This window comes from Neochlamydia sp. EPS4 (assembly GCF_000813665.1).
GTDB lineage: Bacteria > Chlamydiota > Chlamydiia > Chlamydiales > Parachlamydiaceae > Neochlamydia.
In genome coordinates this window covers 1-14,624 of sequence record NZ_JSDQ01000091.1, presented here as the reverse complement: position 1 = coordinate 14,624, position 14,624 = coordinate 1, and the positions used below count along the sequence as shown (strand labels likewise).

Sequence of the window (14,624 nt, the reverse complement as noted above, 5' to 3'; positions counted from 1 at the left end):
AAGGCCAGATAAAAAAAGGCCTATCGAAAAGTTTTTTACCTACAGCTAGGATGCATTTTTAAGCTTATCCTACCGATAAAATAGAAATGATAGTGAATGCTGGTATTCTCACACGGGGGTATTATTGTAAATCCTAATACTTTCAAAAAATTCCCGACGTACAACTTCGTTATTTTGAAAATTACCTCGTAAAATATTAGTGACCGTGTGGCTGTGTTCATTTTCAATGCCGCGAGCAATGACACAGTAGTGCTCGGCAATAATCGAAATAGCTACATTCTCAGTCTCAAGTAAATGAGCAAGAGAATCTACGATCTGCGCGGCTAATCTTTCTTGCACCTGAGGTCGCTTAGCAAAAAAACGCACAATGCGGGGGATTTTTGATAAACCGATCAATTTTTTGTGAGGGATGTAAGCGACATAAGCATAGCCGCGCATAGGAACAAAGTGGTGTTCACAAAAGCTAGTAAAATTAACTTTTACTAGGATAATATTAGCATTTTCACTTTTAGAAGGTTCATATTTGTTCTCAAAAAAGCTCACTTCAGGAAAATTATCATCTTTTAGCCCAGAAAAGATTTCCTTGACATACATACGGGCAATACGTTGTGGAGTATCTTGCAGGGAATCATCAGATAAATCGAGCCCTAATATTTGTAGAATTTCGGTATATTTTTCGGCGATCAGTTTAATTTTTTCCTCATCCGTCTTATCATCTACACTTTCTAAAATAGGAGATGGATAGCAGGTGCGGATGTGTAAGGGTGCGTTTGCTTGTAGGGAAAGTTGTTTTTTAGGTGCTTTTTTGGCCATGATCTTCCTTCTTTTGCCTATAAATTTCGCTAGCAGTTATGGCAAAGGCATTTGCAACATTTAATGAATTCTTACGGCCTCTAAGGGGGATTTCAATAAGATGGTCTGCTACTCTTAAGACTTCATCCGAGCAACCATACTCTTCATTGCCTAAGGCTAAGGTAAAGACCTCAGGAAAAATAAAGTTATATAAAGATGTAGCTTGTGGGCTTGTCTCCATCACAATCAAAGGTCGAGGTAAATCAGTTACTTTACAGCTAGGGTGGCATTCTATCCATTGAAAGGTTCCCATAGAAGCATTTTGCACCTGTAGATTGTTGATATAGGGAGTATGCTCAGAGAAATAGATGGCTCCTAAGGCAAAAGCTTCAGTGGTTCGAATGATACTCCCAACGTTATGAGCTGATCTTAAAGAATCTAAATAGATAGAGATAGGCCATATTTTCTCTCCTTGCGCTCGATCTCCTTGCCGGATAGATGGCAATAAATGATGTTCTCGGACTTTTCGATTAGCTAACTTAAGATGGTAATGATAACGATTGGCGATCTCCTTAGCATCCGAGGAAAGTTTATCTTCCCTCTGCATCCATTCTTGTAGCTCATGATAATGAGCTAACATCCCCTCTATAGGTTGAAAAGCAATTTTATCTTTGTAAATGGCTAATAAAAGCTCTGCACATTTTTTATGTTGTTTTTCCATAGAAAATGATAAGAACTTTCTTTTAGTAAACATTTGGCCTTGAGGAATCTTAAGCTTTTTGTTTCTCTGCTTTGACAGCTAAATATTCATCTAAATTTCCATCAAATACTTGGATACCATTTTCTTCAAAAGCAATAATTTTGTTAGCTACTTGAGAGATCAGATCACGGTCATGGCTTACGACTACTACTGTGCCTTTATACTCATTTAATCCCCATGCTAATGCAGAGACAGCCTCTAGGTCGAGATGATTATTAGGCTCATCCAACAAAAGAACGTTATGCTCGGCTAACATCATACCTGCAATAATCAAGCGTGCTGTCTCGCCACCAGAAAGACTGGTTACCGGCTTAAAAGCATCGTCTCCGCCGAAAAGCATTTTGCCCATTACACTACGGATATCTTGATCGTAAATACCAGGGCGCCTTTCCTTAAGCCATTCAAATGACGTTTGTTTAACGTTTTTGTCTACAGCTTCCTGATGATTTTGTGGAAAATAGCAGATTTGTACTTGATGGCCATGTTCTATATTTCCTTTATCAGGAGATAAAGCTCGTGCTAGCATTCTAATCAGAGTAGTCTTTCCGCGGCCATTATTACCGATAATACCAATTTTATCTTCCCTGGCAATTTCTAAAGAGAAATTTGTAACAACCGCCGGTCCATCATAAGCTTTTTGGATATTATCTACTTTTAATACAATTTTTCCCGGCTGTTTTTCTGTAGGTATAAAACGGATGTAAGGACGTTGAATATTTGTTTTCTTTAGCTCTTGAGGCTGTAAACGAGAAATTTCACGTTGGCGTGATTGCACTTGGCTTGCGCGTGTTCCAGCACCAAATTTAGAAACAAATTCGCGCAGCTGGGCAATCTTTTTTTCTTTAGATTTGGCATCTGCTTCCGCACGATCACGTACTGCACTTTTAGCAGCAATCATATCATCATAGTTGCCAGGGTAAAGGATGATAGTCTCATAATCGATATCTGCTATATGGGTAGTTACCGAATTTAAGAAGTGGCGATCATGGCTAATTACAATAAGTACGCCTTTATAACCATGCAGAAAGTTTTCCAGCCATCCAATAGACTCTAAATCGAGGTGGTTAGTAGGTTCATCCAGCAGCAAGGCTTGAGGATCTCCAAATAAAGCTTGGCATAGCAGCACTCTAAATTGATGATCTAAGGGAATCTCATGCATTTTAAGATAAAAAAATTCTTCCGCAATTCCCATACCCGCTAATAGAATTTCCGCATTTGATTCAGCAGAATAGCCATCCTCTTCGGCAATAATTCCCTCTATTTCTCCTAGACGCATGCCTACATCATCTGTCATTTCTACTTCATAAAGAGCGTCACGTTCATTAAAGGCATCCCATAGACGTTTATTACCCATGATTACGACATCGACAACTTTAATATTGCTATAGGCTTCAATATTTTGCTTTAGAATCCCTACTCGGTCAGGCAGAGTAATACTTCCACTTGTGGCCTCTTCAACGCCCATAATGATTTTAAGTAAGGTGGTTTTTCCAGCTCCGTTAGGCCCTGTTAAGCCATAACGATTCCCTGCATTAAAAGTCATAATCACTTCTTCGAATAGGACGCGACTACCAAAGCTTTTAGATATTTTATTTAAAGTCAGCATAAGATAATAAATTTTAGATTTTTTTCTTATTATACTACCTGGAATACAGATAACTCGCAACTAAAATTCAGGATTAACTCTAACCTCTTTTAGACCCCTTAGAATCCTTTAGAAGCATAGAAAAGCTTTGCTTCTGAAAAATAGCTTAAAATAAATTTTTGCATAAAATCCATAATGTAAGATTAATAGATGAAACTATAAAATTTTTTAGAGAAATTATTAATCAAACTGTAAAAAATTAGCTTATGAAGCTTTTGCACGGGGATGAGATTGATGATAAACTTTTTTCTTGAGCTTAGGTGACACCTGGGTATAAATAGTGGTCGTAGATAAAGAGGTGTGGCCTAATAAAACTTGAATGGTTTTTAGGTCCATGCCATTCTCTAACCAATGAGTAGCAATCGTGTGACGGATTGTGTGAGGCGTAATTTTGCCAGCTAAGCCACTTTTTTTTATATAATTATCAAATGTTCGATCGATTGAGCGCGTGGTAAGTCGAGTGCCTAGCTTATTCAAAAAGATTGCTTGGGAGTCTACTTGTTCTCTATGTCCATCCGTACAAGTATGGCGTTCGGGGTGCTCGAGATATTTTTGAATCCATTGCGCAGCATTTTTAGTAATAGGGATCACTCTTTCTTTTTTCCCTTTACCTTTAAGGCGCACAAGCAAGTTTTGAGGATCAAAATCGCGACGATTAAGAGAAGCTAGCTCGCTGACACGTAATCCGGAGCTATAGAATAGCTCCATAATCACGCGATCACGAAAACCTAAGAAAGTAGAGAGGTCTGGTGCTGCAAAGATTTTTAAAACTTGATCGTAGGAAAGAGAGGTGGGAAGCTTTTTTTCTATTTTTGGCGTATCTAGCTCTTCCGTAGGATTAATGCTTATGAATTTATGGGAAAAAGCATACTTAAAGAAGGCACGAATCGAGGAAAGCCGTCTAACAATTGTCTTTTTATTGATACCGTTTTGGGTAAGGGAGGCTAAAAATCCACGAATGGTTTTGCGGTCGATCATGGACAGAGGGATAAGGGCATCATAGGCAGTAGAATATTTATCTACCATGTTATGATGAATTTTAGGTGCTACTTCTTGAGAGGCTTTAGGAGGTAAATGGTAAGTTTCAATATAAATTTTAAAGGCATTTAGATCGATGGCATAATTGCGGACAGTATGCTCCGAGGCATTTCTGATGGTTTTAAGATGTTTTAAAAACTTTTGGGCAGTAGAGATGAACATACATTTTTTTCTTAAAGATTTTTAGGAAAAGGAAATGTTAATAAATCATCAGCAATATAAGTTTGAGGGAAAACCGCTCGAGCTTCTTCTTCAAAAGGCCTTAAGTTTTGGTAGCGTGCGGAAAAATGAGTCAGTATAAGTTGCTTTACACCTGCTTCTTTAGCAATAGTGGCAGCTTGCTTGGCAGTTAGGTGAAAATGCTTACGTGCTAGTTCCTGATGCTCTTCCAGGTAGGTGCTTTCACAGATTAAAACCTTAGCATGGCGAGCGATATCGATGGCGTTTTGACAGTAGCGGGTATCAATAACTACTGCAAGGCTGTCGCCTTTCCTAATATGGCTGACCTGATCTAAAGTCACCGTTTTTCCATCTAAGACTAGAAAACCTTTTTGCTCAAGTTCACGCACTAAAGGCCCTTTAACGCCCAAAGCTTGCAAATTATTGCGGTCATACTTGCGGGTGTCAGGTTCTGTAATTCTCCATCCCAAGTTCTCTACACCATGATCCAATTCCACGGCCTCAATGCAAAATTTACCATCATCATGAACTAGCCCGCCTTTAGAGACAGGATGTTCGACCACATGGATAAGTTCATGATAAATGGTTCCATAGCGCAAACGATCAAAAAAGCGTTTACCACTTGCCGGATAATAGCAGTGAATGGGATGAGTAACCTTATCAAGATTAAGGCGCATCAAAACAGAACCTAGTCCCAGGCAGTGATCTCCATGAAAATGGGAGACAAAGATGCGTGTCACTACTGTAGGAGCTACATTAGCGAAGATAAATTGTCTCTGCGTGCCTTCTCCTGGATCAAATAATAGCCCTTCATCATTCCAACGCACTAAATAAGCACCATGGTTGCGCATGCGGGTTGGTTGCTGACTTGAGCAGCCTAAAATGATGATGTCTCGTACGGTCATAAACTAAAAAAATTAACGGTTTTTGTAAGCAAAAAAGTCCAGGCTGCCTAACAGAAGGCCAACAATAGCTCCTGATAAGTGCGCTGTATTCGCTATACCGAGGGAAAAGGGTGATTTTGTATAAATTTCCATCAAAAATGATACCAGTTGAATGCCAAACATCGCAATAATAAATACCATAATAAATGTAAAAGTTGAGGCCTGCAATTGATATCCTTCCCAAGCGGCCTTCTTCTGGCGCATCCATACAAAGGTGAGCATGGCACAGAGCACTCCAGAAAATCCTAAAAAATTAGGGCCTCCCATTAAATATTGTAGGGTATTTGTTAATATGCCTGCGAGAAGGATAAATAAGATGTAACGGCTAGGACGCAGGCGCTCTTCCATTTGTTTACCTAAAACGAGGAGCCATATCATGTTAAAAAATAGATGAAAAATATCATCATGGAGCAAAATAGGGGTTAATAAGCGCCAAATTTGCCCTTCATGAATTTTCTCGAATAAAGGAGGATTAGACTCCCCGAAAGCCTTCCCAGTGAAAAAACGATTACTCAGCTTAGCATACAGCCCTTTCCAGTAGGGGGTATGATTAAAGGTGTTAAGGAGTATCTGCTCCTGAAAGGTCATCTCCGTAGGATCTTGAAGACTTTCGATCCCATACGCACTAATAATTTTATCCATTATCGTGTAAGCGTAAGGGTAATCATACATCAAAGCTTTATGGATAGGGGAGTTCAATAGCACGCTGCTGGGTAGTTTATTAGGGATATGATTAAGTGAAGGGGTTGTGAAGGTAGAAAGAAAAAGCAGAAGAGTGCAAAGAATTAATAGAGTGGTAGTAATTGTTCCCCAGCCACTGGTTTTAGCATATTGCAGCTTTTTTTGGCGTATCATTTTTAAGGGAGCTTCTTTAATTTTTTCTTTCAAAGGTTCTTTTAGCCAACTTTTTGAGGCAGGAGCAGCCGCCATAGCAGCTCGAGGATCACCTACAAAAACTTGCACTTTTTCTAAGGCTTTTTCTAAGTCTTCCTCTTCAATGACCCATAGTTTATAAATCATATCGCCATAATTTTGGCTACCCCAATCGGTATTCTTCTCAATCTCTAGTTGATGTTTAATGCCGTAGCATTCAAGGAAAGCAGAAAGGTCTTGTGCTTGCTTTTGATTTTTAAATGTTCCTATCAAACGCATGATCGAATCTCCTAAGATGGTAACGAAGAAATTTTCTTTAATATTTGTGAGGTAGATAGGCCAGGAATCAAATTCACTAGGTGCAGACGCCCTCCGCTCGCGCGAACCGTTTCTGCTTCAAGGCAATTTTCTCCATATTCTGATCCATTGACATGCACATCGGGTTTAATAATTTTAAGCAATTCAATAGGATTGGTTTCTTCAAACCAGGTCACATAGTCGATAAAGCTAAGAGCACTCATCATCTGTAAACGAAATTCTAAAGGAATAATAGGACGCCAAGGGCTTTTATACTGTTTGATCGATTGATCACTATTAAGAGCTACAATAAGAATATCTGCCTGTTGAGAAGCTTCGAATAAAATTTGTAAATGTCCAGCATGTAGCAAATCGAAGGATCCATTAACCGTGGCAATCTTTTGACCCTGCTCACGTAGTTCTTTAATTTTTTGAGCCAAATTAAGAGGGGTAATATATTTCTTTAAGCATTCTATAGACCATGTTTTAGACATATAAGCACCTTATTCAAAAGTAAGGGTTATTTTAACAAGCTCGGCTAATTACTAGGTATGGAAATATGCAGATTTATGGTCTGTTAATTTTTTTGCAAAGCAATATAAAAATTCAAAAAATTTACTTAAATAAGTTAATTATAATTTTTTGCTTATTTAACACAAAAATTAATTCAAAAAGTGTTATTCAAATGATTTATTTGAAGTGGCTCTCTTTCAACGATTTTGGTTAAATGAGGAGATTAAATAGGGATTAAAAGATCAGCAAATAAGTCTCTATTCTTTCCTTTGTCCTTTTATTGCTTACTACTGTAGAAAAAGGCCTTCATTAATCTCCCTACAGATTTTTATGTAGGGTTAGAAATTTTTTTATGCTATGGATGGTAAATAAAACTTAAAAAAAAGCTGGCGACAATATGCGTATGCCGTTAGGGACACCGCTTCATCTGATGAAATATAGCAAGCTCGAAAAAGAAGAAGAGCTTATTGAACAGTTATCTAAGCATTCTGCGGATTTAGTCTCTTTTTTCCTCGTTGCTTGCAACGATGAACTATGGATTGAGTTCTATCCTAACTCAATGAAAGCCTTTTTCAAATGGCTTACTGATGCCCATATTCATACCAATCTTCCTTATCATTTCTTTCATCAGGTTATACCTCCTACTTATCAAAACATGGAGTTCCTAAAAGCTTTTATTCCGTTAGATTTAACGATTAAAAGTGGTGAGCAAGAATATTTTTTTAATAGCTTACTATTAAGCCATCATAGCTACTATTTTAGACGGCGTATTATGAAGGAGTGTCCTCATGTAGAAAGGCGTATTCTTAAGATTGATGGCATTCTTCCTCAAACGATGGAGGTGATTGAAAAGTTTGTTCTTAAAAATATAGCGGAAGATGTATGGAAAAAGCCGCATGAGGAGCTGTGGGCTCTTCTCAAAGATTTAGAAATTTTGGGCTTTGCATCCTTAAGGGAAGCCTGGGAAAGGGTTTTGCATCGATACATAAATAGGAATAACGTAGTAGAGATATTGATTAAGGCCCATCATCAATCCTTACCCCTCTTAAAAAATGGCTGCATAGAGTTTATCAATCAGCTAGATTGGGGTATGCGTTTCCTGGTGACCTCGATAAATCATCTCTCGATAGAATTTTTAAATTACAATGCAACCGCCTTGGAGGTATTCAGCGTCCTCTCTCCCTATATTACTCATCTGACTTTTTCTGGCGCAATGGCTGCTAATCCTTATTTTAAAATGATTACCAATCGTACTCCACATTTAATAGGATTAGATTTAAGTGAGTCTACTATTTTCTCCGATTATCTAGTCGATCTTCCACCCACATTACAAGAGTTGTGTTTATCGCACTGCCCATGGGTAAATGCTGAGTCTTTAAATACCTTAGCAAATACCTGCCCCCATCTTTTTAAATTAGATCTAAGCAGTAATGAGCATTTAAATTATGGGATATGGCCTCATCTACAACATTTCAAACAACTAAAGATTCTTGATATCTCACGTTGCTTACAAATTAACGATAATGATTTAAAAATGATTATTCAGGCCTGTCCCTATCTTGTAGAATTAAGCCTTGTCAATTGTCAAAAAATCAATAGCGAGGCTTTTTTTCACCTAGGTAGGTTGTTATCCAATTTATCCGCTTTAAATTTTTCACGTACCTTGCTTACAGACGCTGCTTTAATTGATATTATGATGCATTGTAAAAATCTATATTTTCTAGATATTTCAAGATGTGACTCTCTTTCTGAAAAGGGAGTTTTAGAGGGGATTAAAAGTTGCCCGAGTATAAAAAAAATATTTCTGAAGCATTCATTCCTTAGCAAGAATGGAATTGAGCAGATTAGAAACATTTTTCCTTATCTAGAATTAGAAACTGAGTAGGTTTATCTTTTCCTAATAACCATTAGTGCTAGCATATAAAAGCCGCTTTAATAGGCGTTAAAAGTGCTTAATGATAAGAGCGGCTATAGAGCTCTGTAACAGGTCTTCCTTTTTTTAAAGAGAGAATTCTTTTAAGCTTTTTTACATATCTTTATTTGTTCCTCTAAATTCTTCTACCGTTGAATTTGAATACTTAATCAAGCTTTCTATTATCTCCCTCTAAATAAATTTTTAATCGTAAAATTTTTTAGCACCTCCTTGTGAAATTGTTTTTAGCTTATTGGCTAGCCTTGTTACTAAAGGATGGTTTTCATTAAAAAGCTTAATAGCAATCTCAAGCGTTTTCTTGAAATACTTAGCGGCCTTTTCCAAGTTTCCTTGATCTTGGTAGATTTGTCCCAAATTATTGTAATCTCTTACCACGTGCGATGATTTTCACCAAAAAGTTTAAGATCAATGGCAAGCGCTTTGTTAATAGACTCTTCCGCCTGGCCTAAATTGCCTTGTTCATTGTAGATTAGTCCTAGGCTGCTATAATTGCTTGCCACATCAGGGTGATATTCACCAAAAAGCTTAAGGTTAATGGCCAGCGCTCTGTTTATATACTCTGCCGCCTTGTCTAAATTACCTTGCTCTTTGTAGATTAGTCCTAGGCTGCTATAATTGCTTGCCACATCGAGGTAATTTTCACCAAAAAGCTTAAGGTTAATGACCAGCGCTCTGTTTATATACTCTGCCGCCTTGTCTAAATTACTTTGCTTTATGTAGATTTTTCCTAGGTTGTTGTACCGAAAAGCTTAAGGTTAATGGCCAGCGCTTTAGTGCTATACTCTGCCGCCTTGTCTAAATTGCCTTGCTCTTTGTAGATTGCTCCCAGGTTGTTGTAAAGAACTGCCACGGTGGGATGATATTTACCAAAAAGCTCAAGCTCAATGGCAAGCGCTTTGTTAATAGACTCTTCCGCCTGGCCTAAATTACCTTGTTCTTTGTAGATTAGTCCTAGGCTGCTATAATTGCTTGCCACATCGGGGTAACTTTCACCAAAAAGCTTAAGGTTAATGGCAAGCACTTTGTTAATATACTTTGCTGCTTTGTCTAAATTGCCTTGTTCGTGGTAGAGTGCTCCCAGGTTATTGTAACAAGTTGCCACATCGGGATGATTCTCACCAAAAAGGCTAAGGTTAATGGCAAGCAGTCTGCTAATATATTCTGCTTCTTTGCCTAAATTGCCTTGTTCGTGGTAGATTGCTCCCAATTTATTGCAACAAGTTGCCACATCAGGATGATTCTCACCAAAAAGGCTAAGGTTAATGGCAAGCACTTTGTTAATATACTCTGCTGCTTTGTCTAGATTGCCTTGCTCTCGGTAGATTCCTCCTAGGTTATTGTAATAATTTGCCACATCAGGATGATTTTCACCAAAAAGGCTAAGGCTAATGACAAGCGCTTTGTTAATATATTCTGCTGCTTCGTCTAAATTACCTTGCTTTTTGTAGATTCCTCCTAGGTTGTTGTAACAAATTGCCACCGCGGGATGATTTTCACCAAAAAGCTTAAGAGCAATGGCAAGCGTTTTGCTACTACACTCTTCCGCCTGGCCTAGATTGCCTTGGTCTTTGTAGATTTGTCCTAGATTATTGTAATCTCTTGCCACCCCAGGATGATTTTCACCCAAAAGCTTTAGGTTAATGGCAAGCGCTTTGCTACTACACTCTTCGGCCTGGCCTAGATTGCCTTGGTCTTTGTAGATTTGTCCTAGATTATTGTAACGAATTGCTACCGTGGAATGATTTTCACCCAAAAGCTTAAGATTAATGGCAAGCGCTTTGCTAATATACTCTTCCGCCTTGTCTAAATTGCCTTGCTTATGGTAGATTGTCCCCAGGTTATTGTAATAGGTTGCCACGGTGGAATGATTTTCACCAAAATGCTTAAGGTCAATGGCAAGCGCTTTAGTGCAATACTCTTCCGCCTTGCCTAAATTACCTTGTTCTGTGTAAATTTCTCCTAGGTTGTTGTAATCTCTTGCTACTGTGGGATAATTTTCACCAAAAAGCTTAAGGTCAATGGCAAGCGCTTTGTTAATATACTTTGCCGCCTTTTCCAAGTTTCCTTGATCTTGGTAGATTTGTCCCAAATTATTGTAATCTCTTACCACCGTGTGATGATTTTCACCAAAAAGCTTAAGGTTAATGACTAGCGCTCTGTTTATATACTCTGCCGCCTTGTCTAAATTACCTTGTTCTTTGTAGATTAGTCCTAGGCTGCTATAATTGCTTGCCACATCGGGGTAACTTTCACCAAAAAGCTTAAGGTTAATGGCAAGCGCTTTGCTGCTACACTCTTCCGCCTGGCCTAAATAGCCTTGGTTTTTGTAGATTAGTCCTAGGTTATTGTAACCAAATGCCACACTAGAATGATATTCACCAAAAAGCTTAAGGTTAATGGCAAGTGCTTTGCTGCTACACTCTTCCGCCTGGCTTAAATTGCCTTGGTCTTGGTAGATTAGTCCTAGGTTATTGTAACAAATTGCCACCTCGAGATGATTTTCACCAAAAAGCTTAAGCTCGATAGCAAGTGCTTTTTTAGTATACTCTTCCGCTTTGTCTAAATTGCCTTGCTCTTTATAAATTTGTCCTAGGTCGTTGTAGCACCTTGCTACCCTGGAATGATTTTCACCAAAAAGCTTAAGGTTAATGGCAAGCGCTTTGTTAATATGCTCCGCCGCTTTCCCTAAATTGCATTGTTCTTCGTAGATCCCTCCCAGGTTAATATAATTTCTTGCCACATTGGGATGATATTCACCAAAAAGCTGAAGATCAATGACAAGCGCTTTGTTGCTATATTCCTCCGCCTGGTCTAAATGGCCTTGGTTTTTGTAGATTACTCCTAGGTTATTGTAATGGGTTGCCACGGTGGGATGATATTCACCAAAAAGCTTAAGGGCAATAGAGAGTGCTTTGCTGCTATACTCTACCGCTTTGTCTAAATTGCCTCGATCTTGGTAGACTTGTCCTAGGTTATTGTAATTTCCTGCCATGGCGGAATGATTTTCACCAAAAAGCTTAAGGTTAATGGCAAGTGCTTTGTTGCTATATTCCTCCGCCTGGTCTAAATGGCCTTGGTTTTTGTAAATTCCTCCTAGGTTATTGTAATGGGTTGCCACGGTGGGATGATATTCACCAAAAAGCTTAAGGGCAATAGAGAGTGCTTTAGTGCTATACTCTGCCGCTTTGTCTAAATTGCCTTGGCTTTGGTAGAGTTGTCCTAGGTTATTGTAATTGGCTGCCACGGTGGGATGATATTCACCCAAAAGCTTGAGCTCGATAGCGAGTGCTTTTTTAGTATACTCTTCCGCTTTGTCTAAATTGCCTTGGTCTTGGTAGATTAGTCCTAGGTTATTGTAACAAATTGCCACATGGGGATGATTTTCACCAAAAAGCTTGAGCTCGATAGCGAGTGCTTTTTTAGTATACTCTTCCGCTTGGACTAAATTGCCTTGGTCTTTGTTGATTTGTCCTAGGTTATTGTAATTGGTTGCCACCTTGGGATGATATTCACCAAAAAGCTTAAGGTCGATAGCGAGGGCTTTGTGAATATACTCTTCCGCCTGGCCTAAATTGCCTTGGTCTTTGTAGATTGGTCCTAGATTATTGTAACCCATTGCCACATCGGGATGATTTTCACCGAAAAGCTTAAGGTTAATGGCGAGTGCTTTGCTGCTACATTCTTCCGCTTTGTCTAAATTGCCTTGGTCTTGGTAGATTAGTCCTAGGTTATTGTAATCAATTGCCACATGGGGATGATTTTCACCAAAAAGCTTAAGCTCAATGACAAGCGCTTTGTTGCTATACTCTTCCGCTTGGACTAAATTGCCTTGGTCTTTGTTGATTTGTCCTAGGTTATTGTAACAAGTTGTCACCTTGGGATGATTTTTACCAAAAAGCTCAACGTCAATAACAAGTGCTTTGTTGCTATACTCTACCGCTTTGTCTAAATTACCTTGGTGTTGGTAAATGATTGCAAGAGCATTCAAAACCCTCGTATTTTGTGGATTTTCTTCTTTTGCTAAAAGATACCATTTTTCTGCTTTTGTATGTTGAAAAAGCCTCCGATGTATATCTCCGCGCGTCTCTGGTGAGTTATCCTCCAAATCAGAAGATTTAAGTATATCTTCATTACCTGCTAAAAAATCTTGAATAATTTGATAGAAAGGAATGAAGATGTGGTAGATTTTTTTTATCTTTTTTAAGGCTTTATGATCTAGGGCAAACTGCTGTTGAATAAGCTTCGGATCTTCAAAGCCAAAAGGTTTAAGCAAAGGATTCATCATCTCTTGTTGCGCTTGATAATGTGAGTAAGTCTTAAGACGCATGAATAAGGCTAGGCTCATCCAATCCTTTAACTTTTCAGTGGCCCTTTTCGTTATAATCTCTAACTCCCTTAGTTTATCAATCCTAGTAAAAGTGTCGGAAGCTTCTATTTTCTTAAGAAGAGCTAGACGGTCTAAAGCTAAATGAGGAAACCGATAAAAATCATTTTTAACTTTAAATAACATTCCTTCTTTGCTTATGTTATCCATCCCTGGATCAAAATTTTCCATATCTTCCTGAACTAAATGATGGTAGGCTAGGTATTGGCGTATATTAAGATTTTGTTGATAAGGAGCATTAAGCTTATGTTGAACATGTTGTCTATATTGCTCAGTTAGCTCCTCGTTGCCTAACAAATGAGTAAAGTTTAGCAATTCCATAGGAAGATGAGGCTCTTTTTCATGCCACCACTGGCCTTTTTCATTTTTGCCAATATACTGCGCCATCTTTTCAGGAGTTTGGATAAGCTCAAACGTCTTACCATTACCTAAAGGAGTTTTGCAGCCTTTTCCTTCTACCCCTGCCCCATCGAAGGCAAAGCCCCGTGGTGTTACACCATCAAAAAAACAGATGGCTTTTAAGCAAGGAATATTTAAAGCAGGAAGGATAGTTTCTCCTAAGTTGATAACTTTTAAGTGAAGTAGATATGTAAGATTCCTAAAGTACTTCTTATTTATAGGATTGTCGTCTTGTACAAGGATGCCAAATTCTAAGTCGGAATAAGGGGTCATTTCTTCCCTAGCTAGAGAGCCAAAGCCTATCATGGCATACTCACAAGGCGCAGTATCTAATTGATGCACGGCTTGTATTACAAGTTGTCCGAAGAAAATTTTTATGTGTTGAGCTATCTCACCATAAAGCTCTCTCACCTCTTGGGAAGAAGGGTTCTCTGGCAGAGTTTGAATTTTCTTCTCTATTTCTTCTCTAAATTTTTTCAATTCGCTGCGATTGCGTTCAAATTGTTTCTCCACCACTACGGAATCAAAAGGTTTGCCTTTGCATTGTTTAACAAGTAAATTTTGCACTTGAGAAAGTCTAGCTCTAAGAACTTTTAGACGCTCTTGAGGAGCTAGACGTAAGGCATAATTATAAAGGCCTGCCGCTTGCAGAAGCGTTTCCGATGTTTGTTTTCTTAGATAAATGTCACCTAATTCTTCTATGCAAAAGCTTTCTTGAATAGGATCTTTCTCTTGGACAGCAATTTGTAAAGCTAAAGTATAGGTTTGTTCTAATTCTTTTATCTTCTCGCCTGATAAAAGCTCCTGGCTTTTCAATGTTTCTAGGGGGCTTTTTAATGCATTCATCGATAGAGAACTAGAAAAAA

General features: G+C 38.4%; 11 protein-coding genes. 1 reads left to right on the top strand and 10 read right to left on the bottom strand.

Going from position 1 to position 14,624, the window contains the following annotated elements; genetic code table 11:
• Window positions 1–108 precede the first annotated feature (108 nt).
• From folE to DB42_RS08760, 7 genes are all read right to left on the bottom strand, one after another.
• Window positions 109–813 (bottom strand): GTP cyclohydrolase I FolE, encoded by a 705-nt coding sequence (gene folE, locus DB42_RS08790; RefSeq protein ID WP_044882651.1) that lies wholly within the window; start codon window positions 811–813, stop codon window positions 109–111.
• Window positions 794–1,513, bottom strand: a complete 720-nt coding sequence (locus tag DB42_RS08785) for a TrmH family RNA methyltransferase (protein WP_080502358.1) — start codon at window positions 1,511–1,513, stop codon at window positions 794–796. The genes folE and DB42_RS08785 overlap by 20 nt, the downstream gene beginning before the upstream one ends.
• Window positions 1,514–1,562: 49 nt before the next feature.
• Window positions 1,563–3,158, bottom strand: coding sequence for an ABC-F family ATP-binding cassette domain-containing protein (locus DB42_RS08780; protein ID WP_044882678.1), 1,596 nt, complete (start codon window positions 3,156–3,158; stop codon window positions 1,563–1,565).
• Window positions 3,159–3,401: 243 nt separating this feature from the next.
• Complete coding sequence (locus tag DB42_RS08775) at window positions 3,402–4,397, bottom strand: tyrosine recombinase XerC (protein WP_044882650.1); 996 nt, start codon at window positions 4,395–4,397, stop codon at window positions 3,402–3,404.
• Window positions 4,398–4,408: 11 nt separating this feature from the next.
• A complete protein-coding gene (locus DB42_RS08770; RefSeq protein WP_044882649.1) occupies window positions 4,409–5,320 on the bottom strand; it encodes a ribonuclease Z in 912 nt (303 codons plus the stop codon).
• A gap of 12 nt (window positions 5,321–5,332) precedes the next feature.
• On the bottom strand, window positions 5,333–6,511 hold the full coding sequence (locus DB42_RS08765; RefSeq protein ID WP_044882648.1) for a rhomboid family intramembrane serine protease: 1,179 nt from the start codon (window positions 6,509–6,511) through the stop codon (window positions 5,333–5,335).
• Between the two features lie 11 nt (window positions 6,512–6,522).
• On the bottom strand, window positions 6,523–7,023 hold the full coding sequence (locus DB42_RS08760) for an adenylyltransferase/cytidyltransferase family protein (RefSeq protein ID WP_044882647.1): 501 nt from the start codon (window positions 7,021–7,023) through the stop codon (window positions 6,523–6,525).
• Window positions 7,024–7,472: 449 nt separating this feature from the next.
• Between DB42_RS08760 and DB42_RS08755 the strand changes: the two genes are divergently transcribed.
• Window positions 7,473–8,927 carry a hypothetical protein gene (locus DB42_RS08755; protein WP_155117492.1) on the top strand — a complete coding sequence of 485 codons (1,455 nt, stop codon included), beginning with the start codon at window positions 7,473–7,475 and terminating at the stop codon, window positions 8,925–8,927.
• Window positions 8,928–9,158: 231 nt separating this feature from the next.
• Here DB42_RS08755 and DB42_RS11030 read toward each other — a convergent pair whose 3' ends face one another.
• The 3 genes from DB42_RS11030 to DB42_RS10645 are packed head-to-tail and all read right to left on the bottom strand — an operon-like array spanning window position 9,159 to window position 14,604.
• A complete protein-coding gene (locus DB42_RS11030) occupies window positions 9,159–9,350 on the bottom strand; it encodes a tetratricopeptide repeat protein (RefSeq protein WP_080502816.1) in 192 nt (63 codons plus the stop codon).
• Window positions 9,344–9,691: a tetratricopeptide repeat protein gene (locus DB42_RS08750; RefSeq protein ID WP_368665352.1), complete on the bottom strand. Its 348-nt coding sequence runs from the start codon at window positions 9,689–9,691 to the stop codon at window positions 9,344–9,346. Before DB42_RS08750 ends, DB42_RS11030 begins: the two co-directional genes overlap by 7 nt.
• An 11-nt stretch (window positions 9,692–9,702) precedes the next feature.
• Window positions 9,703–14,604: a tetratricopeptide repeat protein gene (locus tag DB42_RS10645; RefSeq protein ID WP_052436103.1), complete on the bottom strand. Its 4,902-nt coding sequence runs from the start codon at window positions 14,602–14,604 to the stop codon at window positions 9,703–9,705.
• Between the last annotated feature and the right edge of the window lie 20 nt (window positions 14,605–14,624).